The 24,667-nt window shown below is 61.9% G+C and carries 18 protein-coding genes; 10 read left to right on the top strand and 8 right to left on the bottom strand.

Features of this window, described 5'->3' with window-relative positions; translation table 11 throughout:
- The first annotated feature begins 34 nt into the window (after positions 1-34).
- The 3 genes from ACQ4WR_RS18345 (at position 35) to ACQ4WR_RS18335 (ending at position 2,558) form a co-directional block, all read left to right on the top strand.
- The gene (locus ACQ4WR_RS18345) at positions 35-1,675 is read left to right on the top strand and encodes a SulP family inorganic anion transporter (protein WP_436489015.1); all 1,641 of its coding nucleotides are present in this window, start codon (positions 35-37) and stop codon (positions 1,673-1,675) included.
- The gene (locus ACQ4WR_RS18340; protein WP_436489013.1) at positions 1,672-2,061 is read left to right on the top strand and encodes an Imm1 family immunity protein; all 390 of its coding nucleotides are present in this window, start codon (positions 1,672-1,674) and stop codon (positions 2,059-2,061) included. The genes ACQ4WR_RS18345 and ACQ4WR_RS18340 overlap by 4 nt, the downstream gene beginning before the upstream one ends.
- Before the next feature lie 119 nt (positions 2,062-2,180).
- Positions 2,181-2,558 (top strand): DUF2750 domain-containing protein, encoded by a 378-nt coding sequence (locus ACQ4WR_RS18335; protein ID WP_436489011.1) that lies wholly within the window; start codon positions 2,181-2,183, stop codon positions 2,556-2,558.
- A 170-nt stretch (positions 2,559-2,728) separates the two neighbouring features.
- Here the strand turns inward: ACQ4WR_RS18335 and ACQ4WR_RS18330 are convergent, their stop codons facing one another.
- The 7 genes from ACQ4WR_RS18330 to tssF form a co-directional block, all read right to left on the bottom strand.
- Positions 2,729-3,208 carry a GNAT family N-acetyltransferase gene (locus ACQ4WR_RS18330; protein WP_102294279.1) on the bottom strand — a complete coding sequence of 160 codons (480 nt, stop codon included), beginning with the start codon at positions 3,206-3,208 and terminating at the stop codon, positions 2,729-2,731.
- A 79-nt stretch (positions 3,209-3,287) separates the two neighbouring features.
- Complete coding sequence (locus ACQ4WR_RS18325) at positions 3,288-4,418, bottom strand: T6SS immunity protein Tli4 family protein (protein ID WP_258002935.1); 1,131 nt, start codon at positions 4,416-4,418, stop codon at positions 3,288-3,290.
- Positions 4,419-4,421: 3 nt separating this feature from the next.
- On the bottom strand, positions 4,422-6,275 hold the full coding sequence (locus ACQ4WR_RS18320; RefSeq protein ID WP_102294278.1) for an esterase/lipase family protein: 1,854 nt from the start codon (positions 6,273-6,275) through the stop codon (positions 4,422-4,424).
- Positions 6,272-8,866 carry a type VI secretion system Vgr family protein gene (locus tag ACQ4WR_RS18315; protein ID WP_436489009.1) on the bottom strand — a complete coding sequence of 865 codons (2,595 nt, stop codon included), beginning with the start codon at positions 8,864-8,866 and terminating at the stop codon, positions 6,272-6,274. The genes ACQ4WR_RS18320 and ACQ4WR_RS18315 overlap by 4 nt, the downstream gene beginning before the upstream one ends.
- A gap of 12 nt (positions 8,867-8,878) precedes the next feature.
- Positions 8,879-9,133 (bottom strand): PAAR domain-containing protein, encoded by a 255-nt coding sequence (locus ACQ4WR_RS18310; protein ID WP_102294276.1) that lies wholly within the window; start codon positions 9,131-9,133, stop codon positions 8,879-8,881.
- A complete protein-coding gene (gene tssG / locus ACQ4WR_RS18305) occupies positions 9,130-10,188 on the bottom strand; it encodes a type VI secretion system baseplate subunit TssG (RefSeq protein WP_436489006.1) in 1,059 nt (352 codons plus the stop codon). The genes ACQ4WR_RS18310 and tssG overlap by 4 nt, the downstream gene beginning before the upstream one ends.
- The gene (tssF, locus tag ACQ4WR_RS18300; RefSeq protein ID WP_436489004.1) at positions 10,152-11,957 is read right to left on the bottom strand and encodes a type VI secretion system baseplate subunit TssF; all 1,806 of its coding nucleotides are present in this window, start codon (positions 11,955-11,957) and stop codon (positions 10,152-10,154) included. The genes tssG and tssF overlap by 37 nt, the downstream gene beginning before the upstream one ends.
- A 237-nt stretch (positions 11,958-12,194) precedes the next feature.
- Between tssF and tssK the strand changes: the two genes are divergently transcribed.
- Positions 12,195-13,541 carry a type VI secretion system baseplate subunit TssK gene (gene tssK, locus ACQ4WR_RS18295; protein ID WP_436489003.1) on the top strand — a complete coding sequence of 449 codons (1,347 nt, stop codon included), beginning with the start codon at positions 12,195-12,197 and terminating at the stop codon, positions 13,539-13,541.
- A 102-nt stretch (positions 13,542-13,643) separates the two neighbouring features.
- Here tssK and ACQ4WR_RS18290 read toward each other — a convergent pair whose 3' ends face one another.
- Complete coding sequence (locus tag ACQ4WR_RS18290) at positions 13,644-13,919, bottom strand: hypothetical protein (protein ID WP_436489001.1); 276 nt, start codon at positions 13,917-13,919, stop codon at positions 13,644-13,646.
- 10 nt (positions 13,920-13,929) lie between these two features.
- Between ACQ4WR_RS18290 and ACQ4WR_RS18285 the strand changes: the two genes are divergently transcribed.
- The 6 genes from ACQ4WR_RS18285 (at position 13,930) to ACQ4WR_RS18260 (ending at position 24,667) form a co-directional block, all read left to right on the top strand.
- Positions 13,930-16,866: an ATP-binding protein gene (locus ACQ4WR_RS18285; protein ID WP_436489000.1), complete on the top strand. Its 2,937-nt coding sequence runs from the start codon at positions 13,930-13,932 to the stop codon at positions 16,864-16,866.
- A complete protein-coding gene (locus ACQ4WR_RS18280; protein ID WP_436488998.1) occupies positions 16,863-19,034 on the top strand; it encodes a sensor histidine kinase in 2,172 nt (723 codons plus the stop codon). The genes ACQ4WR_RS18285 and ACQ4WR_RS18280 overlap by 4 nt, the downstream gene beginning before the upstream one ends.
- A 174-nt stretch (positions 19,035-19,208) precedes the next feature.
- Positions 19,209-21,413 (top strand): EAL domain-containing response regulator, encoded by a 2,205-nt coding sequence (locus tag ACQ4WR_RS18275; RefSeq protein WP_102299268.1) that lies wholly within the window; start codon positions 19,209-19,211, stop codon positions 21,411-21,413.
- 39 nt (positions 21,414-21,452) lie between these two features.
- The gene (locus ACQ4WR_RS18270; RefSeq protein ID WP_436488995.1) at positions 21,453-23,243 is read left to right on the top strand and encodes a DUF885 domain-containing protein; all 1,791 of its coding nucleotides are present in this window, start codon (positions 21,453-21,455) and stop codon (positions 23,241-23,243) included.
- 224 nt (positions 23,244-23,467) lie between these two features.
- Positions 23,468-24,334 carry an urease accessory protein UreD gene (locus ACQ4WR_RS18265; RefSeq protein ID WP_436488993.1) on the top strand — a complete coding sequence of 289 codons (867 nt, stop codon included), beginning with the start codon at positions 23,468-23,470 and terminating at the stop codon, positions 24,332-24,334.
- A gap of 30 nt (positions 24,335-24,364) precedes the next feature.
- On the top strand, positions 24,365-24,667 hold the full coding sequence (locus ACQ4WR_RS18260) for an urease subunit gamma (protein ID WP_102294313.1): 303 nt from the start codon (positions 24,365-24,367) through the stop codon (positions 24,665-24,667).

Genomic DNA, 24,667 nt, shown 5'->3' with positions numbered 1-24,667 from the left:
ATAGGCTTCGGTTTTCAGATTTTGGGATGACATCATGCTGCTCTGGCTCAGGCAATACCGGCGTCCTCTGTTGGCCGGGGACATTACTGCCGGTATCGTTGTCGCCATGATGATGGTGCCGCAAGGCATGGCCTACGCGCTGGTGGCCGGTTTGCCTCCCGTGGTCGGCATCTACGCCAGCATCCTGCCGCCCGTGCTGTACGCCGTGTTCGGCAGCAGCATGACGCAATCGGTGGGTCCCATGGCCATCGTCTCGCTGATGACGGCCGCCGCCCTGGCGCCGCTGGCCGACCCCGGCTCTTCCCTGTATATCGTACTGGCCGCCCAGCTGGCCTTCATCAGCGGCATCGTCTTGCTGCTGTGCGGCGTGCTGCGCCTGGGTTTCATGGCCAGTTTCCTGTCGCGTCCCGTGATCAGCGGTTTCAGCAATGGCGCCGCGATCCTGATCATCTGGGGGCAGATCACGCCGCTGCTGGGCGCCAGCTGGCCCCACTGGCACACGCCCAGCCTCGCGCTGGGACTGTCCAGCCTGGCTTTCCTGTGGCTGGCGAAACGCTATCTGTCGCGCCTGCTGCAGCGCTGCGGCCTGAACAAGGTGGCCGCCGATGTCGGCGCGCGCCTGGCGCCGATGGCGCTGGTGCTTGCCGGCATCGTCCTGGTCACATATTGCGGCCTGGACAGCATGGGCGTGCAGACGACGGGCCACGTGCCCAGCGGCTTGCCGGGCCTGAACCTGGCCACCTCCGGCGCCCACTGGCGCACCCTGCTGTCGCCGGGACTGCTGATCGCCTTCATCGTCTTTTTGATGAGCATGTCCGCCGCGCAGACCCTGGCGCAAAAGCGCGGTGAAAAACTGCACACCAACCGCGAACTGCTGGGCCTGGGCGCGGCCAACGTGGCCAGCGCGCTGTCGGGCGGTTTTCCCGTGACGGGTTCCATTTCCCGCTCGGCCGTCAATTTCCAGGCGGGCGCGAATACGCCCCTGGCCAGCATCATCACGGCAGGCTTGCTGGCGCTGGCGCTGGTGGCGCCCACGGGCTGGCTGGCCCTGCTGCCGCTGCCCGTGCTGGCCGCCACCATCATCTTTGCCGTGGCCAGCCTGCTGGACTGGGATACCTTGAAACTGTCGTGGCGCTACGACCGCAGCGATGCGCTGGCCCTGCTGGCGACGACGGCCGGCGTGCTGCTGCTGGGCGTGGAAGCGGGCGTGGTGATTGGCGTGCTGTTGTCGATGGGCACCCTGATCTGGCGCGCCAGCCGCCCGCACATCGCCGTGCTGGGGCGCATCCCGAACAGTGAGCACTTCCGTAACGTGGAGCGCTATGAAGCGAAAACCTTGCCGGAAGTCTTGTTGCTGCGCATCGATGCGGGCCTGTTTTTCGGCAATGTCGAAGCCGTCACGGAGCGCGTGGAAGACGAGTTGCGCGGTCATCCGACGGCGCGCCACCTGGTGCTGGTCTTGTCGGCCGTCAATCAGATCGACAGCACGGCCTTGCTGGGCTTGATTGAGCTGAACAGCGCTCTGGCCAAGCGTGGCATCAGCCTGAACCTGGCCGAAGTGAAAGGACCCGTGATGGACCGGCTGCGCCAGAGCAGCCTGCTGCACGACCTCAGCGGCAAGCTGTATCTGAGCACGGCGCTGGCCATGGATGACTTGAACGGAGAAAAAGCATGACGATGGAACTGAATCTGCATGGCGAGCCACGTGTGGTCGATAGCGTGCCCGCGCTGGAGCAGTCGCTGCTGCAGGCGCGCGCCTTGGCGCAATGCGAGCTGTGGCTGACCATGGCCGAGGATGCGGAGCAAGGCCCGGCCTTGTGCATGCTGCGCAATGGCGGCAATGCCTGGCTGATGTATCTGTCGGGGCAGGACGACCTCAGCTACCATTCGCTGGGCGACGAAGAGGCGCAGGGCGGCTGCAGCTACCTGCTGAGCAACGGCCAGGTGGATGAATATCCGGAAGCGTGGTGCGTGGATGTGGCGGGCTGCGAGCAAGCCTTCGTCGCGTTTTTCAAGGCAGGCGGCGCGCGACCGGATGCCATCGCCTGGGAGGCGGATTGATGCCGCAAAGGTCACTGTCGAGAGCGACACTGATTTGCTGGCCGCGCTCGACGCCCTCGACATGGTGACGGGCTGGTGCGGGCTGGAGTTGCGCGTATGGGACGGGCTGGGGGAAAACCGTGCATCCTGAAAAAATCAGACAGGTGACCCGGTTGCCGGCGCAGCAGCGCTACGACTATTGCGTGCGCAGGGTCGCCGATACGCAAGAAGTCTGGGGTTTGCACCACGATGGCTGGGCGACGGCACAGGTCGATGGCAAGGTGGCGATACCATTCTGGCCGGAAGCCGCATTTGCGCAAGCGTGCGCCAGCGGCGACTGGGCGAACTTCCAGCCGCGCGCCATCGCGCTCGACGATTTTTTGAACAAATGGCTGCCCGGCATGGCGCGCAATGGCCAGCTGGCTTCCGTGTTCCCCGTGCCGCAATGCAGCGCCAGCGTCGCGGCGCCTGCTGATCTGCTTGCCGACCTGCGAGATGAAACCGCACAATATGAGTAATCAAGAAGAGCGCCTGGATGCCTGGTACGACGGCTCGTCCATTTGCCTGATCGCCGTCGGCGCGTAGGGCTACCCGCTGGACCTTGGTGATGAGGAAGTGCGCGCCCTGATCGCGACACTGCTGCAATGCCTGGCCGAGTCCGAAGCTGCCGCTAGCAAAGACTGAAGGTTCAGGCGGCCGCCAGCGCCTTTTCCATTGCCACACTGGCCAGGCTGATGCCGCTGGGGTGTGCATATGCTTCCTCGCGCAAGGCGACAAAGCCGGCGGCCCGGTAGAACGGCACGGCGTTCAGCGACGCGGACAGGTGTAGGCGAGCAATGCCGCGCCTGCGCGCCAGTTGCTCCAGCGCCGCCAGCAGGCGCTTGCCGATGCCGAGTCCCGCGTGAGTTGGATCGACAAAGACTGCGTCTATTTCATGTTTATCTACATCCAGCATGGCGTAGCCGGCAATAGCCTCGTCCTGCATCGCCACGATGCCGCCACCCGCAGCCAGCATGGCGGCATATGCGTCCGGCACGGGCGACGCCGTCCACACAGTAATTTGCTCCGCCGCATAATGCGTGGCGCAGCTGACGCGCACGGCCACCGTGCGCAAGGCCCACAGGGAGTCGATGTCGGCGGGCAGGGCGGGGCGCAGGGTGATGGGCATGGTTGGGATGGTTTCCGGGAAAAAAGGCCATGCTAGCGCAGCAGATTGCGTCACGCCAGGACGGGTGCGTTTTTCCAGCTCACTGCTGTGCAGGCTTGTCCGGATCGATATAGTAGGAACCGGGCGGCGCCCCGGGCACTTTGACGCGGAACTTCAGGCCGGAGAGCAGCTTGTCCCACAAGGCAATCGCTTCTTCGTCGGTGAGCGATGCAGCTTCGGCGGCACCGACCATGTTGTGGGCGACTTTGGTGTACATGGATGCTTCCAATACCGCTGGATAGGCGATATCGCGCGGCGTACCCACCAGTGTCCATTCAAAGTCATGCACTCCATCGGTACGCCGTATTAACGACTCCTCGCCATGCCAGTGCTGCACGTCACGCTTGCCTTCGCGCAGTAAGGTGCGAGGGGGATAGTTCTTGCCTTGCTGGTCTTTCGCCCGCTGGATGCGGGCAAGTAATGATAATTCCCCACGTACCTTTGCCTCATATTCAGCAGGAGGATAGTCGCCGTAGGCATTTTTATTCGATGTAATGGAAAAAGTAACGTCTGGCAAGCTGGGGAAATACAGGCCGGCATCCGCCATTTCCTGGCTATCATATTTGTTGTCACTCATAAAGCCATTTTTGACGCAATAACCAGGTTCCTTGGGAACTTCATTTTCATCGCGCAGGCGTAAGTTATTAGTGCGGACCATTTGATTCCCTATGGAGTCTGCTATTGTTTCACCTTTTCGTGTTGATCCGTCAAGAATGAATATATGGTTTCCTTTTATGGCGTAGGTCTTGAAGATTAAACGCCCATCTTCTTTGGAGAATTCTCCATCATAGTATTGAAGTTGCCAGCTATTTTCTATGGGACCTTTTCCATTGTATGTAATTTCAGAGGTTTGGCTATTTTTTTTTATTTTTTCAATTTCTTCTGCAATGCGTTTGTTTTTTTCTGTCACTCCGCCTGGTATGGTTTTAATTTCTGAAAGAATTGTTGTTCCTCCTGATATGAGTTGTGCTTCTTGCGGAACCTCTAGGGCATAGCGCCCGAAGCATACAATTTTTGTTTTTAAAAATAGTGTTTCCAGACGTTTGCTGAGTTTGAAATTTTCAGGCACTATGATCTCCTTGACTGAATTTTTTTTCGCGTAGGCCGATAGGAATCCCATCGCAATAACTGTGATCGTGAGAAAAATTGTTTTCTTTATCTTATTATTCATGGGTTAATCCCATTTTGCAGTCTTGGCAATTTGTACGATGGAATACAGCATAGATGCCATGACATTTATATCGGCGTAGCTGTTTTGATGCTCATAACCGTTTTCTTCGGCCGCGCCATGTACGAAAAGTGTACCCGTAATGTGCCGGGCAGAACGGTCTGATGGTACTGTCCCATCACCGTGCGCACTGGCTGGCTGTAGCTTTAATTTTAAGTTTTTTCCTCCGGCCTGGACGAGGAGTTGCCCCTTGCTATCATCTTCAAGTAATTTCCATTTTTCAGGTAGCGGCTCAAATTTATTCCACGGATCGTTAGAGCCGCTGTGAAGACCGTCAATTAATTTAAATACGACATCGCCGTAACTTAAAAAATTTCGGGAAGCACAATAGCTTGCATAAGTGTTTTGGTGGAAATTTTTCTCTATGGACGACAGAAATTTTGAGGCGTGTTTTATTCTCTCCATTGTTCTTTCTATACCTCCACCTTTTTCATAAGTGAGGTCTGCGGGATTTACCCATTTAGGATTGATTAGCCTCCACCACGCATTGGCTGGTTGAAGGTAAATGCTTTCCAGTGCAGTTGCCTTATCACGAGGCCAGCTCCATAAAACTTTATCCTGCGCATCTACAATTTTCAGCCAATTCTGGCCATATGCCGCACCTGGCAACATTTCCAGTGGCGCTGGTGCGTTAGCCAGAATGGCGGTAGCATGTATACCGTCGATGCCCAGAATGCTGGCCTCTATTTCTGCTATGGAGCTTTCTCTTTCCTGAAAACCAAAACGCATGCGTTTATATGCCCCTGCGGCACCAATGGTTGGCATCACGTTGTGATAAATGCCCAGAATTTTCACATCTTTATCATCAAGCATCTTCCCATAGCTGGGGTGTATCAATGCACGGGCCAGCAAGCCCCCCATGCTATGCGTGACGATGATGACTTCGTTACATTTGAATCCGCGTTCCTGGTAGCCTTTGACCAGGCCGCGCAGTCGCTCTGCAATAGTGACGGCGGATACCCCATTGCTCTTGATAAAGTTGTAGCCCATCGCATGCACCGGGTACCAACAAGGAGAAATTTTCTTTAAATCGCTGACGGTAATGGCTTTGCCAGAAGATGCACCAAAATTTTTGGGATCTTGCAAAAGCAGTGCGCCAAGACCACTCGGTTGACGCCAGACAGGATGTGGCCTCCTGTCGGAAATCAAGTTATTGAGATGCAATTCGGCTGTCTGCAACATTGTCCCGTACGCACCAGCAAATAACACTTCACTCCATCCTCGCCAACGGGCTATTTGTGCTGGGCTTTGATATGAGCAGGCCTTACCTTGATTTGGGCGTGTTGTTGTCGCGATCCTGTTGCTTCCCATTAAAGGAGGAATAGGTGTAAAGCTGTCCGGCACATTTTGATGCCGTGCATCTGCAGCCTTGGTCTCCGCGCCATCTGGATCAAAACGACTGTTGCTTTCGGTGTAATGGTAGTACTCGACTTCGGTTTCATTTGGATCAAACACCAATTGACGCTGCCGTGGCGACGCATCTTTGAACCAGCCACCCAAGCCATTGCCTGTGAGGACAGCCGTCTTGCCTCCCGCACCCATCATATCGTCTGGCCGCCACGCCCGATTGTCTGGACGGCGCAATTCTTCTTGGCGAACCTTGCTCATCCTTAGATTGCTACCCATCACGCCTGGCAAGAAAATGACAGGAATTACCTTGCCTGGCGGTAGGGTGACGTCATGTCGCGCGGTATCCTTTGTTTCCGTCATCGAAACGGCGAGTTCTGCCCAGCCGCCGACGCCCTGACTAAACTTCGCGGGATGATTGCCTCGATTATTCAAGTCATCACATTTGCTCATGGCAGTTCTCCCTTATAGCGAATGATGTAACTATCCATGCCAGTGGATTTTTGTAGTAGTGTGGAACCGTCTTCCGCGCTTTTGCCAGCCATGTTGCCGTCATCGCGCAGGAGTTCAAAAGCAACGCCAACGGCCGGCGTATCGTCGGCATTCACTAGCAAGACCTCCTGATCGAAACTGCTGTGTGGCCGCTCATTAAATTCCTGCGAAACACTCTTCGGCGCCAGGGTTTCCAGGTTGCCGTTGAATAGCACAGGTGATGAGGTAAAAAATTGCACCTTGTCGCTGATTTCCAGCATGTGGTTGGCGCCGTGCAGGCGTACGCCTTTCTTGCCCTTGATGTTGACCCAGTCCGCCTCGCTGATCAGCGACAGCACTTTATGGGCGAGGATTTCCACCTCGTCGCTATGCGCCTGGATGGATACCTTGCCGCTGGCCGCGATCAGTTTCATGCCAGCCTTGTGCACGAACAGGCTGAAGGTTTTTGCGATGCTGGCAAAGACGCTGTCGCCGCTGGCGAGTGATATATGCTTGCTGCTGCTCAGTGCCACATGGTCGCTGGCGGCCAGGTGAATCGACTGGGCCGTACTCAGCTCGATACCGGCAGGGCTGGCCAGCAGCAGATGTGGCTCGGACAATTCCGGGAAATCGCCGGCCGCACCCTTGATGGCGGCATTTTGCCGTTGCATGGCCTCCGCTACCGCGCCCTGCTGGCTGGCGCTGTCTTGCGCGCCGGCATCCACCGCCATGCTAGACAGTCCTTGCTGCAGCTGCCGCGCTTGCGCCAATCGAGCATGTGTTTCGTCGAGTTGCTTGACCGAGCCGCCGCCTGCCGGCGCTTCGGTGGTGATCAGCATGCCCTTGGCTGCGCGCAGGGCGCCCCAGGCGCTGCTGGACAATTCAAAGCCTTCACCGCGTGCTTCCTTGCGGCCAGCGTTGTCGTCGATACGCGTGATATTGCCTAGTGATAGGCGGCTGTCCTGATGGCCACTGCGCAACTGTGCCTGGATCGATGCCTTGGTATCGTCGAGTACAAGGTGGTTGGCGCTACGGGCGCCCAGTTCACGGCTGCGCAAGCCGGACAGGGCGCGCTGTTGCGGCAGTTGCCATGGCGGCGGATTGGCGCTGTTGTAGACCGTGCCGATGACGATAGGATGGTCGATATTCCCGTCCTGGAATTGCACGACGACTTCCTGGCCCACGCGCGGCAACGCAATGTGCCCCAGTTGCTGGCCCGCCATCGGCATCATGACGCGTATCCATGGCGAACTGCGTTCGTCAAATTCACCCAGGCGGTCCCAGTGAAATTGCAGCCGGACACGCCCCAGTGCATCGGTATGGATTTCCTCCCCGGCTGGACCGACCACCAGCGCCGTCTGCACGCCGGCAACCACACACGGCGTGCTGTTGTAGCCGCGGCCGGGACGCCAGCGGATATCCCTGCGCACGCAAACGAGCTTGTTTGCATAGTGCGAGGGCGCGCTTGAACTCGCCTGGTAGTTATTGCTGGCAATATGCTCAACCGAGATAATCAGATATTCGCGTTCGGCGATACTGTCCGGGCGCTCCTGGCCTGGCTGGTAGCGTTTTTCCTCGGCACTGAAGTGCCCATCGAGCCGGAAGCAAAATCCTGGCTGCACACCACGATGATTGCCACCTGCCTCGAAATACTGGCGCAGGTGGTCGCTTTCCTCCATGCGGCGCTGTGCCAGAGATTCTCCGTCATCGACATTCTTGTAGCCATAAGCGCCCGTATTTTCATACAGTTCATGGGCAAATACATCTCCCTGGCGATTCAGCGAGTAGCCGCTGGCAAGATGTGGTCTAGGGTTTTTATAATCAAAACTGGCCAAGGTCAGTTGTCCGGAGCCTAGTCGTCGCACGGCTAGCCACTGTTTCAGACCATCATCTTCCTTCGACCCCGATTCGGAATGAAAACGGATGGCGCCATCGCCATTCGCTGTCTGGAGCATGTCGGCCAGCGTACTGTTGTCTGCGAGCCATAGCGTGTGGCCATCGGCGCGGTGCTCGTACCAGTAGTGCCAGCCAAGGGCTTCCCAGCGCCGGTGCAGGTGGTTGTAATCCGTTTCGTTGTGCTGGTTGGCACAGCTGAGTTGAGGATCGTCGCCATGCAAACATGTTTTCCAGTCGCGCTGCTCGTAATGTGCAAAGGTCGTTTCGGTCAGCTGCATCAGGCTCTGACCGTGAAAGGACACGTTGTCCTGGCGTAGGCGTGCGAATGCCAGCCATGGTTGCAGCACCACGCGGTACCAGGCAAAGCCACCATCGGCGCGCAGCAGAGAAAATTCGCCTACGTAGCCGTTGAAGTGGCGCAGTGTTCCATCATCGCGCACCATCGATATGGTCACCATGCGCCCCATCATGGACTTGAGGCCAATATGCGCATCATCGGACAGCAATTCGGCGTCGCAGCGGAAGTCGCGTGATAGCTCTTCCCTGGCCGTCAGGGAATTAACCAGCAGGATGGCACCGGCCGGTCCGTCGCCATGGGGGAAATCTATCCTCAGCAGTCGCCGCTCTTGCGCGGCAAGGTCGAAGACGGACAATGCCGCCTGAATGCTTGCGTGCATGGCCTGCCTCCGTTATAACGATGTAATCAAGCGGGCGCCGCAGGCGGTGGTGTCACCATCATAGGCGTACGGTTTGCCCATGTGTCTTGCACCCGCACCGTCAGGCGTGATCGGGAAGCTGCCTTTGCACTTGGGACAGATGGTCATGTCATCGGCCAGCGCAGCGGCCTTTCCCATGATCGTGCTGCCGGACGATGCGCTGCTCACTTTTCCGCCGTGGTCGGTTGCGTCGCCGAGCCGGATGACACCGCGTCCCTGATGTTTCATGGCTGTCTCGCTTTCGCTGCATGGAGTGTTGAAGGCAGTGGCAATAGATAGCGTACTTCTGCACTGCGCGGTTTGCTTCGTGGGGTATGCAAGAATGTGCTCCAGCCCAGGCGCCGCCGCTGCTCTGGCTGGGCGTGCAGGACAAGGGCTGTAATGCAGGGTGGACTCAATATCAGCCGAATTTCATACTCGAGGTCAGGTACGCCAAACAAGGTCAGCATTCTTGCCAGGGCAGCGGCAGCCGTGCTGCGTGGCAGGAAACGCAGCATTCCGGCTGGATCCAGGGGACCGATATGCAGGCATACTCGCCTGTCATGGCGCCATAGACGCCCGCCAAGGGTGGCGCCGCGCGCCAGGGTGAAGTTGCTGCTGCCTAGCAGGCTGCGCCGGTTCTTTTCGAGATGGTTCCAGCCGCCGACAAATTGTTCCAATGTGACCGGGACATCGAAATACTCGGCCAGCACACGGCCGACCGCTTGCGCGCAAACGGGGCGACAGCGCAGCAGGCCCGCGTACCATCCTGCGACATCCGGCATCACGGCACCCGGCTCGCTGTTTGAAGGCAGGGCATGGGCTTGCACGCCTGCGAGTGCCATCAGTAACGGTAATTGCTGGTCTTTTCCATGGGTCTCGAACGACGATTCGGTGCGATATTTTTCCCACGCCTGGCAAAATAGCGACACCATGCGGTGCGAAAAAATGTCAAGGAAGGCCGATACTCCGGCGTCTTTCGTTGACAAACGATACGCATTGATGCGCTCGGAGTGGTGCAGAGGCAAAGTGCCGCTGACGCCTAGAAAGCTCATGAACGTCGGCACCATGGTGATTTGCCCGCTTTCTTCAAGCGACAGCCGTTCGATTTCACTGGCCGGAAAACGCAGGGACAAGCTGTTCGTGAAGCGCAGCACTTGGCTGAACGCTTGCCGATGCGGGACATTCTGCTGACGTAAGCAGCACAGCAGAATACGTATCGCCTGCACGAATTGATAGCGGTACGGTTCGGCCAGCAAGTGTCGGACTACACCAGATTCTGCAGTCCACTTCTTGGTTTGCATCGGATCAGCTCCTCTCCGCTTTGCATGGACAGCACCACCAGCTCAATAAAACTGTTGATTTGTACGTAGAGTCCAAGGAAGTGGTCAATGACCTGGACAAACAGATGCATGCCGCTGCCGATGAACGCTTCCTCGTCGAGTGTGATACGGACTTCCACGCCATGTGCCAAGGAGGTGCCGCGCTTGTGCCGCAGCCACGTCGTCGTCGGCAAGTGCGCCAGCGCGACGATGCCGCTGATCTGGCGCTGCGACGTCGCTGATTGCGACAGGTCATACAGCGTCAGCATTTCTCGCAGCGCTGGCAAGCCTTCCTGGATCAGCGAATGGTGGTTCAGCGCCAGGTGCGAAATCAAACGCCAGTGCAGGCCCGCGCCTGGCGAGAGGCGCCTTGGCTGGCTCGGACGCCGCAGAAGTTGCAGTGGCGGCCCGCCGCCGCATGGCTGCAAGTCTCCTTGCGGCTGGCCGTATTTGAGCGCAAGCGGGAGATCCCGGTTGCTGCATGTCAGCGACAGCGACAAGCTGGCCTTTTCATTGATCAATGGATTGAAGTCGCCGTCAACCAATGTCATTCTTTTTTCATGGCCTGGACTGTTGATGGCAAGCGCCGCATCGTGGCGCATGACCCAGTAATGGCCTTGTTGTGCAGCGCCCTCGCCATGGCGCAGGCTGTACGGCGGCCGAAATTCGGTGAGGGTGCTTTCGCCTCCCCGTTGACGCAGCATGTGCACCGCATCCACGCTGAATACTTCATAGCCATGTGCGTGGGTGGCGTGGGCCAGCACGGAGTAGTCGGTTTTCTGCCGCGTGACGGCGATCGGGACGCCTTCCTGGCGAAATAGATTGACCGCCGGGCTGCAGCCCAGCCGCAAGTTGTCGCCGCACAGGCTGGCCAGCATGCGTGCGCTATCGGAGTCGGGCCGTAAACCCGCCATGCATAGATGCAGGGTGACGCGCTGGCAGCCGAGCGGCAGGGCGCGGCTCATTTCGGTAACGGCGATATCAAAGAAATTGAATTTTTCCGGATACGCGAAATACTCGCCGAGGAGGCGGTAGGCCGGCTGTGAACGTGCGCCGAAAGGTATCAATGCTTCCGCATCGGCGAAGCCAACTGGCGCCACGGGGATGCTGGGCAAGGCGAACCATGCTCCTGCGTCGGTTGAAACAAAAGCGCAGGCTGTGCGCGTGAACAAGGCATCGCGCAGAACAGCGGAAAAGGACGGTTCACCGTCGATGAAAATGCGCAGCGTCGCAGGCGCCGCGTCGAGATGGCAGATACTGATGTTGAGCGAGGAGCTAACCGACGCCGGCAGGCGCACGCCTGGCGGTGCCTTGATCATGGCATCGAAAGTCGCATTTTCCAGCACCGATGCACCCGTGCTTACTTCGTAGACTGTCTTGAAGCGACAGCGCACACCGTGCACGGGAACCGAGTCCATTTCGCTGCCGGCGGGCAGGTGTAGCAGCCCTGCATCAGGCGCCGGTGCGGACAGCTGGACAATGGCGCATGATGGAAAAGGGCGCAGATAATGAGGAAATAGCGCTTCCAGCAACGCTTCAGTAAATTGCGGATAGTCGTCATCGAGCCTTTTCGAGATACGTGCTGCCAGCATGGCAACCGATTCGATCAAGTGCTCCACGTGCGGGTCTTCGCAGGACTCGCCAGACATTTGCAGTTTGCCGGCAATGCGCGGATAGCGTTCGGAGAACTCCCTGCAATGGCGCCGCAGCATGACCAGCTCGCGCTCGAAATAGGGCAGTAAATCGTCCATCTCTATTTTGCCCAGTCACACAGCGTGGCGTTGCGCATTACCGGCGCGTCGTGTGGGGACATGGGAATCTCCTGGGTATTTTTCTGCGGAATGGCCAGTATCCGAGTGTTTGTGCGGAAGTAAATTGCGTTTGCGCAAATAATTGAACCGCGTTGCTGCGCAAGATCAAGGGCTTTCAAGCTGGCAACATCAGACTGGCAAGGCAGGAAGATTCCAATGGTCACCATGGAGAGCGCAATGACTTTGCCAGCAAAATTACTTTGGTCGGAGGGTCTGGCCATCGGCCCGCAGCAATTCCAGCAACTGGACCGCTATCACGAGGCGCGCTTGCAACGGCTGGTTTCCCTGATTAATCCACATTTGTGGGGCGTGCATGCCGTCACCTGGAATAGGGATGCGCTTGCCAACAATAGCTTGCGTGCCGATACCATGTCACTGGTATTTCAGGATGGAGAGATTTGTGAAGCTCCGCTCAGCGATGCCTTGCCGAGTGCCATAGACCTGTCCCAATTGCCGCCGGACGAACACAGTTTTACTTTTTATGCCGCGCTGCCAGCCATGCAGGCGCATGGCGGAAATGTCAGTTCCGCGGGCGCGCGGTATGCTCAGGCGGATATCGAAACGCCGGATTTGTATAGCGAGGCGGTCAGCATAGACGTGGCCTATCTGAAGAAGCGCGTCTATCTGCTGTCGCAACTGGATCCGCTGCATGACTACCTTGCCATTCCACTCGTACGCTTGCACCGTGGCGGTAATGGAAGCTTTGATATCGACACCTCCTTCATTCCACCTTGCCTGACGACCAGCGCAGAACCCGCGCTGCAAAAAATGCTCGACGCGCTGATCGAACGCATGGGTGCGAAAATTGAAGCGCTATATAGCCGTCACCGTCAGCCCGGTAAAAATACGGTGGAATTTCATGGTGGCGATGCCTCGTCGTTCTGGATGCTCAACACATTGAGCACGGCCAGTGCCGCGCTAAGTCATTGCGCCAGTTACCGGCGCCACCATCCCGTATATCTGTTTGAGAAAATGATGGCTCTGGCCGGCGGGCTGATGACATTTTCCAGAAAATACACGCTGGGCGACCTGCCGATGTACCGGCACGAAGATGCCGCCCCGGGTTTTGGCAAGCTCGATTACATCATCCGTGATCTGATCGATACTGTCTTGCTGTCACGTTACTTCTCGATTCCACTGTCCAACGACGTGCAGAAAAACACCCACTATTATGGCCCGCTTGACGCCAAGCGTATCGACCGCCAAACGGAGCTTTGCCTGGCAGTGAATGCAGATATGCCGGCGCTGGAATTGGTGGCAACGGTACCGCTGCAATTCAAAATTTCGTCGCCGGATAATATCGAATTGCTGCTGGCGCGGGCATTGCCGGGGGCAGAACTGCGTCATATGGCGCAGGTGCCAGCGGAGGTACCGGTGCGGCCCAATACCTACTATTTTTCGATCGAGAACAAGGGCAGCATTTATGATGCGATGATCAAGGCTCAGGCAATCGCAATTTATGTACCATCTGGAATAAAAGGATTGAAGCTGGAATTGTTCGGCATCAGCAGTGCCGCCGAATAGCCGCAGCCTGCATTTCATTCATGCCAGTATTGGGCCCAGTTCTGTTGACTGGGTTGGAAAACTTTGCCCGAAGCAATAGACTTGCCCCTGCAGTTGACGTTATCATGTTTTTGTAAGTGTCGGTGGCTGATCAGTCAGCGCGATGGTGAAACATGGTGACAGGCGAAAGTGAGCATGGGCATGGCGAATGATGCGTGATGTGCCGGGCGGCTGGCGGCCTGGTAGCGGGATGGGCAGGGCAGCGGTGCGCCGTTGCTGCCGCGCATTGCTGTTGACGCTATGTGCTGCCGCGGCCCCGGCCGTTTTGGCGGCTTCCGCCAGCAGCACAGCCAGCATAGCCAGTACAAACACCAACGCCAGCAGCAGCACCAGAAGCACCGCCGCGCCCTTGCATGGCCAGCGCGTCCTCTTCCTCAATGCCTATGATTACGGCCGCGCCGGCGTCGAATCGTACACGCGCACCTACGTGGCCGCCATGGTGGCCGCAGGCCTGGCCAGCGAAGACATCATGGTCGAGCACCTGAACCTGAACACCCAGGGCGACCCCGCGCTGCGCGGCGAGATGCGTGATTTGTTGCTTTTAAGATACACATACATGATGGGGCGCAAGGCCGACCTGATCGTTGCCATGCAGCAGCCGGCGCTTGATTATCTGCTGACGGAGCTGGCGCCGCTGGCGCGCGGCGTGCCCGTGCTGGCGATTAATACATCCGGCAAGCCTTTGCCTCCGGGCAGCACCGGCGTCATCTGGCAGCAGAAGGCGAACGTGGATTTTCCCGGCACCCTGGCGCAGGCCATGGCGCTGTTTCCCGAGACCAAAACCATCGTCATGGCCGTGGGTGCCAGCGAGGCCGACCAGGCCTTGAAGCGCAATATGCAGCACGCGGCGCTGGCCTGGCAGGGCAAGGTGGCGATGCGGTATCTGGATAACCTGACCCTGGCGCAGATGCGCGCCACCGTGTCGCACTTGCCGGCGGATACCTTGTTGGTGGTGGGCAATGTCAATCGCGACGTGGCCGGCACTATCGCCACGCCCGTGCAATTTTCCGGGCAGCTGGCGCGCCTGGCGAACGTGCCGGCCTTCGGCATGTACAACGCCAGCATGGGCCAGGGTATCCTCGGCGGCTCCATTTTGCATATCGAACACGCCGCGCGGCAGGTGGCGCAGATGTCGCTGGGCGTGCTGGCGGGCAAGGCGCCTGCCGCGCGCGGCGCCCTGCTGCCGCCCGTGCCGCCCGTGCCCATGTATGACTGGGACCAGTTGCAGCGCTGGGATGCCGACATCAGCCGCCTGCCGCCGCACACCGTCTTTGTCAACCGTCCGCCGCAGCTGTGGCATGAGCACCGCGTCGCCGTGCTGTCGGTGGGCGCCGTCTTTGTCGTGATGGCGGTCCTGCTGAGCGCCTTGCTGCTGCAGCGGCGGCGCTTGCGCCGCGCCGAGAGCGAGGCGCGCGAAAGCGAGCAGCGTTTCCGCGTCCTGGTCGAGCACGCGCCCGAAGCCATCGTCGTGTATGACCTGGACCTGGACCGTTTCGTCGATGCCAACAGCAGCGCGCAGCGCATGCTGGGCTTGTCGCGCGAACAATTGCTGGCGAAGGGACCGTTCGACCTGTACAGCGCCGAGCAGCCCGATGCCTTGCCGCTGGGCTTGATGGTGGAAGAGCATTTGCGCCGCGCCATGCTGGGCGAGCCCGTGCTGGTCGAGCGCAATGTGCGGCGCGCCGATGGCAGCGTCTTTCCCTGCGAAGTGCGGCTGGTCCGCTTGCCCATGGAAGGGCGGCGCCTGGTGCGCAGCGGCATCGTCGATATTTCCGAACGCAAGCACAGCGAACAGGAACTGCTCGGTTATCGTGACCATCTGGAAGAGCTGGTGCAGCAGCGCACGGCGGCCCTGTCCGTTGCCGTCACGGAGGCCGAATCGGCCAACCGCGCGAAAAGCGTTTTCCTGGCCAACATGAGCCATGAATTGCGCACGCCCCTGAATTCCGTGATCGGCTTTTCGCAGATGATGGCCGACTCGAGCAGCATGTTCGAGGAAGAAAAACATAACCTGGCCATCATCAACCGCGCCGGCCACCATTTGCTCACCTTGATCAACGACATCCTGGAGCTGTCGAAGATCGAGGCCGGCCGCATGCAATTGCAGGCCGGGCCGGTGGACTTGAACGGCCTGCTCGACGAAGTGCTCGAGATGGTGCGCATGCGTTCGCGCGAGCAGGGCATCACGCTGCGGCTGGAGCGCACGAACGTGCCGCCGCTGGTGCGCCTCGACGGCGCCAAGCTGCGCCAGGTGCTGTTGAATCTGCTGTCGAACGCGCTCAAGTTCATTGAGCACGGCAGCGTGACCCTGGCCCTGCACTGCGAGGCGCAGGACGATGGCCAGATGGCGCTGGTCTTTTCCGTGCGCGATACGGGCAGCGGCATCGCCGAACAGGACCTGGAACGCATCTTTGAACCGTTCGTGCAGGCCGACAGCGCGGTGGCGCAGGCGGGCACGGGCCTGGGGCTGACGATTTCGCGCGAATTCGTGCGCCTGATGGGCGGCGACCTGTGCGTCGAGTCGGCACTGGGAGAAGGCGCCGTGTTCCGTTTCGCCGTGCGCGCGCCGCTGGTGCTGCGGCCCGCCGCGCCGGCCCTGGCGCCCGGAAGGGTGGCGCGCCTGCCACCGGCCCAGCGCGGCCGCACGGTGCTGCTGGTCGATGATGACGAGAATTGCCGCAAGCTGCTGGCCGGCCTGCTGGCGCCCCTGGGCTTCGTGCTGCAGGAAGCGGCGGGCGGCGCGCAGGCGCAGGCCATGCTGGCGGCACAGCGCTACGACATGGTGCTCAGCGACTGGCGCATGCCGGACATCGACGGCCTGGCGCTGACGCACTGGCTGCGCGCGCAGACGGCGCTGGCGCAGCCGCGCCTGGTGATCATGACGGCTTCCGCCTTCGAGGAAGAAAAGCAGGAGGCGCTGGCCGCCGGCGCCGACGGTTTCCTGCGCAAGCCCATCGAACAGGAACACCTGTTTGCCATGCTGGAGCAGCAGCTGGGACTGCGCTTCCAGCGCACCACCGGGGAGCCTGGCGGGCAGGGAGAACCGGTCCAGGCCTTCGACCTGCAACAGGCGCTGGGCCAGCTGGGCGCCGCCGAACGCCAGGCCTTGCTCGAATCGGTGCGGGCCCTCGATGTGCGTCGCAGCGCCATCGTCCTGGCGGGCGTGGCGACCAGCGCGCCGCAGCTGGCCGCGCATATCACCGGCATGCTGGAGCTGCACCAGTACCAGCCGCTGTGCGCCTTGCTGGCACAGCTGGCCGGCGAAACGCAAGGCGCGGACGCATGACTTTTTCCGCCCCCAAGGACACCCGCCTGGGCGGTGTCTCCATCGTGCTGGCCGTCAGCGTGGCGCTGACCTTTGTCGTCACCGCGCTGCTGCTGGTGTTTGCCGTGCTGTTTTACCAGTCCGAGCGCGAGCAGCGCTGGCAGCAGCTGTACCGCAGCCTGGCCGTCAGCGCAGACCAGCTGGCCGTGGCCATCGAACTGCCGCTGTGGAACCTCGATGAACGGCAGATGCTGGCCATCATGCGCAGCACGCTGGGCAAGCGCGACCTGGTGGCCAGCGCGCTGACGCCCGGCATCGGCAAGGAGGCGCTGGCCCTGCGCCGCAACGCCGCCGGGACGCTCGATACGCTGTCCTCGCAACCGGGCGAACCGGGCTGGCTGGCCGAGCGGCGCGCCGTGACGATGGGCGGGCAAGTCATCGGCAGCGTCACCGTGTACGCCACGCCGGACCTGCTGAACGCGCAGCTGCGCCAGCGCGCGCTGGCCATCGGCGCCATGATCGTGGCGCTCGACGTGATCCTGGTGGCCAGCATCTGGCTGGTGATGTGGTGGCTGATGCTCAAGCCCTTGAAGGCCATCGGCCAGTATGCGGCGGGCGTGAAGGCGGGGCAGAGCGAAGCGTTTGCCACGCCGCCGAAGGCCTGGTTCCTGGGCGAATTGCGCACCCTGTACCGCTCCATCCGCGACATGGTGGCGCTGCTCGACAGCCGCTACCGCGCCTTGCAGCGCAGCGAGGAGCGCGTGCAGATGGCCACGGGCGCGGCCAGCATCGGCATCTGGGACTGGAACGTCAGCAGCGGCGAACTGCAGTGGGATGAGCAGCTGTACGCGCAGTTCAAGGCCGAGCCGGATTGCGGCGTGCCGCCGGCGGCGCTGTGGCGCGCGGCGCTGGTGCCGGAAGACGTGCCGGCGACCAAGGAGGCCATCCGCGCCGCGCTGCGTGCGGGGAACGCGTTCGCGCACGAGTACCGCATCCTGTGGCCCGATGGCAGCATCCGCTACATCAAGGCCGATGCCGTGATTTTCCGCGATGGCGCCGGCCTGCCCCTGCGCCTGGTCGGCTCGAACTACGACATCACGGCGCACCGCGAGGCGGAACTGGAGCTGCTGCGCCACCGCCATCATCTGGAAGAACTGGTGGCCGAGCGCACGGGCGCGCTGTCGGTGGCCGTCAGCCAGGCGCAGGCGGCGAACCGCGCCAAGAGCGTCTTCCTGGCCAACATGAGCCACGAACTGCGCACGCCCTTGAATTCCGTGATCGGCTTTTCGCGCCTGATGGCCGCCTCGCCGAACATGCAGGCCGATGAAAAGCGCAACCTGGCCATCATCCACCGCTCGGGCAATCATCTGCTGACCTTGATCAATGAAATCCTCGAACTGTCGAAAGGCGAGGCGGGACGGCTGCAGCCGCAGACGGCCGTGGTGGCGCTGGCGCCGCTGCTGCAGGAGGTGATGGACATGCTGGGCATGCGCGCCGAGCAGCAGGGCCTGCTGCTGCGCCTCGATTGCGTGGCCGCGCCGCCGGCCGCGCTGCTCGATGCCACCCGCCTGCGCCAGGTGCTGCTCAACCTGATGTCGAACGCCGTCAAGTTCGCGGGCAGCGGCTGCGTGACCCTGCGCGTGCGCGGCGAGCGGCTGGGCGGCGATGACTGGCGCCTGAGCTTTGCCGTCAGCGATACGGGCATCGGCATCGCCATGGATGACCAGCAGCGCATCTTTGAACCGTTCGTGCAGGCCGACAGCGCGGGGCCGAAGGATGGCACGGGCCTGGGCCTGGCCATTTCGCGCGAATTCGTGCAGCTGATGGGCGGCGAACTGACGGTGGAGTCGATGCCGGGGCAGGGCGCCACCTTCCGTTTCACCATCCCCGTGCAGGCGGCGCGCCTGCCGCCGCAGGCGTCTGTTCCTTTGCCCGTATCCGTGCCGGCGCCGGCAGGCGCGCGGCCAGCGCTGCAGCTGCACGACCTGGCGCCGCTGGCGCAGGGTGAGCGGGCTGCCTTGCTGGTGGCGCTGCGCGAGTTGAACCTGGCCCGCGTGGCATCGCTGCTGGCCGCCTTGCCGCCGGCCGCACAGCCGCTGATGGCGCCCTTGCAAGCCATGCTGGAGCAGCACCAGTACCGCCAGCTGTGCGCGCTGCTCGAGGCGGATGGTGCGGAGGCGCCGGCCTGAAAGTGTGGACGGCGAACATCGGTTTAGATAAAAAGGCAAGCAATATGCGGGCGATGGATGGTGCTTAATTGCAATAAAGATTATGATGATAATACGTAGTTCACTGCAAAGAAATGTCTTGTCCAGCGCGGCAATCGACCGCCGCGCCTCATCCAAAGCTGAGAGAACTGCTACATGCATCGCGATTTTTCGGAAGTGAACGCCAAGGGCGAAGTACTGATCGTTGAAGATACGCCGGCCTCGCTCAAGCTGCTGAGTGACCTGCTGGGCGGCGCCGGGTATGCGGTGCGCCAGGCGCCGAATGGCGAACTGGCCCTGTGGACGGCGCAGGCCCGTCCGCCCGAGCTGATCCTGCTCGACGTGCGCATGCCGGGCCTCGACGGTTTTGAAGTGTGCCGGCGCCTGAAGGAAATTCCGTCCTTGCGCCAGGTGCCCGTGATCTTCCTGTCGGCCCAGTACGATACGGACGACAAGGTGCGCGGCTTTGCGCTGGGTGCCGTCGACTTCATCGCCAAGCCTTTCCAGGCCGAGGAGATTCTCGCCCGCACGGACGCCCACGTGCGCCTGGCGCGGGCGCAGCTGCAGCTGGCGCAGGAGCGGGCCAACCTGGAGCGCCGCGTGGCCGAACGCACGGCGGAACTGGAGCAGGTGGCCAGCACCCTGGCGCGCGAAGTGCAGATCCGCCGGGCCAACGAGGAATTGCTGCGACTGTCGGGCCAGGTCTTCGAAGCCACGCAGGATGCCATCCTGATCACCGATGCGGCCGGCGTCATCGTCACGGCCAATCCCGCCTTTACGCGCATTACCGGCTACGCGGCGCAGGAAGTGGTGGGCACCGACATCATGCGCCTGCACGCCGAATACACGGGCGAAGCCGTGCTGCTGGCCCTGCGCCAGGGCTTGCGCAGCAGCGGCTGCTGGTCGGGCGAGGTGCAGACGCGGCGCAAGAGCGGCGACACCTATCCCTGCCTGCTCAGCGCCTCCACCGTGCATGGCCCCGACGGCGCCGTCGTCAACTATATCGGCGTCTTCCTCGATATCAGCGAACGCAAGGCCGAGCAGCACCTGATCGACTTCCTGTCCTACCACGATGCCTTGACGGGCCTGCCCAACCGCGTGCTGATGCGCGAGCGCTTCGAGCAGGCGCGCGCGCAGGCCGTGCGCGATGGCCAGCAGGTAGTGCTGATGTGCCTCGACCTGGACCGCTTCAAGAACATCAACGATTCGCACGGCCAGGCCGTGGGCGACAAGGCGCTGCAGGTGGTGGCGCGTTTCCTCTCCGGCTGCATGCGCGAGGGCGACACGGTGGCGCGCCAGGGCGGCGATGAATTCCAGATCCTGCTGCAGGACGATGCCTTGCTGGGACGTACCCTGGCGCTGGCGCAGACCATCCTGGCCGGCTTGCGCGGGGAGCTCAGCGTCGATGGCGAACGCCTGGCGCTGACCACCAGCATCGGCATCGCCATGTGCCCGGCCGATGGCGACAGCCTCGACGACGTGCTGCGCCACGCCGACACGGCGCTGGTGCGCGCCAAGGAAATGGGGCGCGACCATTACGCGTTTTTCACCGAGCGCATGGGCAGCGACATCCGCGCCCGCCTGGCCATGCAGCAGCAGCTGCGCGGCGCCATCGCCCGCGATGAATTCGAAGTGCATTACCAGCCGCAGATGTGCTTGCGCACGGGCGCCATGCTGGGCGCCGAAGCCCTGCTGCGCTGGGATAATCCCGTGCTGGGCAAGGTGCCGCCCGGCCTGTTCATCGCCCTGGCCGAGGAATATGGTTCCATCACGGCCATCGGCGAGTGGGTGCTGGAAAGCGTCTGCGCGCAGATCCGCGCCTGGCACGATGCGGGCCTGGGCAGCATCAAGGTGGCCGTCAACCTGTCCGGCAAGCAGTTCGCGCAGGACCGCACGGTGCCGTTCGTCGAGGCGGCCTTGCGCAAGTACGGCATTGCGCCCGCCTGCCTTGGCATCGAGATCACGGAAAGCACGGTGATGGGCGATCCGGACAAGGCCGTGGCGGCCCTCACGCGCCTGAAGGATATCGGCGTCGGCATTTCGCTCGACGACTTCGGCACCGGCTATTCCAGCCTCGGCTACCTGAAGCGCTTCCCCATCGACGTGCTGAAAATCGACAAGTCCTTCGTCGATGATGTGACCACCAGCAGCAGCGACGCCGCCATCGCCCGCTCCGTCATCTCGCTGGCGCATAATCTGAACATGCGCGTGATCGCCGAGGGCGTGGAAACGCGCGCCCAGGTCGACTTTTTGACGGAGCATGGCTGCGACGAGATGCAGGGCTATTACTTCAGCCGCCCCGTGCCGGCTCCCGCCTTCACGGCGCTGCTGCGCGAAAAAAGGATGCTGGCGCTGGCGTGAGCGGGTATGCTGGCTCTTTTTCTTTTGAGCAACTGCCCCGTGAAAAAACTCCTCCCCGCCCTGTTTGGCGTGTTTGGCGCCTGTGTGTTGCTGCATGGCGCCGGCGCCGCCGCGCCCGTTACTGCGTCCGCTCCTGCTCCCGCGCCTGCCGCCACGCCACCCGCCGCCAACCGTGCCATCGGTGCCAGCGCGCAGTTCCAGCAGATTTACAGCGCCGAATGGCAGTGGCGCCAGCAGCAGAAGGCGCAGGCCGGCCTGCCGCGCGTGGACGCCGCCACGCAGGAGGCGCGCCGCGCCTACTGGCAGCGGATGCTGGCGCAGCTCGATGCGCTCGACTCGGCCAGCCTGGCCGGCGAGGATGGCGTCAACTTTGCCGTCTACCGCGCGCAGGTGGCTGCCTTGCTGGCCGAGCAGCAGTTCCGCGAATACGAGCGGCCTCTGAATGCCGATACGGCGTTCTGGAACGAGCTGGCGTACGCGGCCCGCAAGCCGCGCCGCACCAGCGCCGATTACCGCGCCTACATCGCGCTGCTGAATGACGTGCCGCGCTATTTCGGCGAACAGACGGAGAACATGCGGGCCGGCCTGCGGCGCGGCTTCACACCGCCGCGCGTGACCTTGGCGGGGCGCGAGCGGGCGCTGGCCGAGGTGGCCGAAGCAGCCGATGCGCGCGCCACCCTGTACTACCAGCCGTTGCGCCAGCTGCCCGCCGGCATGCCGGCGCAGGAGCAGGCGGCCTTGCGCGCCGCCGCCGTGCAAGCCATCCGCGAGTCCGTCATGCCCGCGTTCGGCGAACTGCTGACCTTCATGCGCGACGTGTATATTCCAGGCGCGGGCACGACCCTGGCGGCCGAGCGCCTGCCCGACGGCAAGGCGTATTACCAGTCGAAGATCACGGAATTTACCACCACGGCCATGAGCGCGGCGCAGATCCACGCCATCGGCCTGCAAGAAATGGCGAAGATCCGCGCCGAGATGGACGCGACCATCGCACAGACGGGCTTCAAGGGCGACTTTGCCGCGTTCCTGCAGTTTTTGCGCAGCGATCCGCAGTTCTATGCGCGCACGCCGGACGAACTGCTGATGCGCTCGGCCTGGGTGGCGAAGAAATTCGACGCCAAGGCGGCGCAGTATTTCGGCTACCTGCCGCGCCAGCGCTTTGCCATCATTCCCGTGCCGGACGAGCAGGCGCCCCATTACACGTCGGGGCGCGGCGGGCCGGGCGTGTATCTGGTCAACACGCATGACCTGCCGTCGCGGCCCTTGTACAGCATGCCGGCGCTGACCCTGCATGAATCGGCGCCCGGCCATGCCTTCCAGATGCCGGTGGCGCTGGAGCAGAAGGGCCGCCCGGCCTTCCGCCGCGCGTATATTTCAGCGTATGGCGAAGGCTGGGCCCTGTACTGCGAGCGCCTGGGCGCGGAAATGGGCATCTACGAGACGGCGTATGAAACCTTCGGCATGCTCAGCTACCAGGCCTGGCGCGCGGCGCGCCTGGTGGTCGACACGGGCATCCATGCGCAGGGCTGGACGCGCGCCCAGGCGCAGGCCTACCTGCACGCAAACACGGCCCTGTCGGCGCATGAAATCGAGACGGAAGTGGACCGCTATATCTCCTGGCCGGGCCAGGCGTTGTCGTACTACCTGGGCGAGATGGCCATCCTGAATGGCCGCCGCAAGGCGGAAACGGCGCTGGGCGAACAGTTCGACATCCGCGCCTTCCACGACATGGTGCTGGAAATGGGGTCGGTGCCGCTGCCCGTGCTGGAGCGGCGTATCGACAGCTTCATCGCCGACGGCGGCAAGAGCCCGTATCTGGCGGCGCCGTGATGGCGTAGCACGCCCCCGCCGCAGCCGGTGCACCAGCGTGGTGCGCCGGCGGCGCGCTTGCCCCCGCTTGTCACGCGCATGTGACTTTACAGTGCACGATTCTCACTTTCCCTTGCCCTGGCGGTGCGGCGCAGCGGCAAACGCTGGTCGCCATCGTGCAACTGTACCTGCCGTAATTGGCACGCTTCCTGCTTTGGTAATCGTTATTTACACGATTGCAGTGCATGCCAGACAGCCCTCATTTCGCAACGCCCCTTGATACCGGCGCGCACAGCGCCTGGCAGGCGCATTTGCGCCTGGGCTTTGCCCTGCACGATGGCGTCAGCCGCCTGGTCGAACGCACGCACAGCGGCCCGCTGCGCGTGCAAAAGCCCCTGTATCCGGAAGGCGCTGCCGTCTGCCACGCCATCATCATCCACCCGCCGGGCGGCGTGGTGGGCGGCGACCAGCTGGCCGTCGATGCCACCGTCGGCGATGGCGCGCACGCTTTCCTTACGTCGCCGGGCGCGGCCAAGTGGTACCGCGCCAACGGCCACGTCTCTGGCCAGCACATCGTGCTGCGCGCAGGCAGCGGCGCGGCCATCGAGTGGCTGCCGCAGGAGAGCATCTTCTTCGACCAGGCCTGCGTGCGCCTGCGCCACGCGGTGGAACTGGCGCCGGACGCCAGCTACATCGGCTGCGACATCGTCTGCCTGGGCCGCAGCGCCTCGGGCGAGACTTTCAACAGCGGCAGCATCAGCCAGCAGGTGCAGGTTCGCCGCGGCGGCAAACTGCTGTGGTGGGAAGAGGGCGTGCTGGCGGCCGGCGGCGCGCTGATGGCCAGCCCGCTGGGCCTGGCGGGCCACACGGTGTGCGCCACCCTGATCGCCGTCGGCACGCCCGTTTCGGCCGACGTGCTGGCGGCCGTGCGCGGGATCGATGTGCCGGCCGGCGCCATGTTTGGCGCCACGCAGATGAAATCCCTGGTGGTGGTGCGTTTGCTGTGCGGCGACAGCGAGGCGGCGCGCCGCGTCATGCTGGCCGCCTGGCAGCTGCTGCGTCCCGCCATGCTGGGGCGCGACGCCGTGGTGCCGCGCAGCTGGAATACCTGACCTCACAAGGAAAGCATCACAAGGAAAAACATGGACCTGACTCCCCGCGAAAAAGACAAACTGCTGATTTTTACCGCCGCCCTGCTGGCCGAACGGCGCCTGGCGCGCGGCTTGAAACTGAACTATCCGGAAGCCGTGGCCCTGATCAGCGCGGCCATCATGGAAGGCGCGCGCGATGGCAAGTCGGTGGCGCAGCTGATGTCGGACGGTACGCAGATACTCTCGCGTGCCGACGTCATGGACGGCATCGCCGAAATGATCCCCGACATCCAGGTGGAAGCGACCTTCCCCGATGGCAGCAAGCTGGTGACCGTGCACCACCCGATACCGTAA

This window comes from Janthinobacterium amylolyticum (assembly GCF_051380655.1).
GTDB lineage: Bacteria > Pseudomonadota > Gammaproteobacteria > Burkholderiales > Burkholderiaceae_D > Janthinobacterium.
This window is presented reverse-complemented; position numbering and strand designations above follow the sequence as displayed.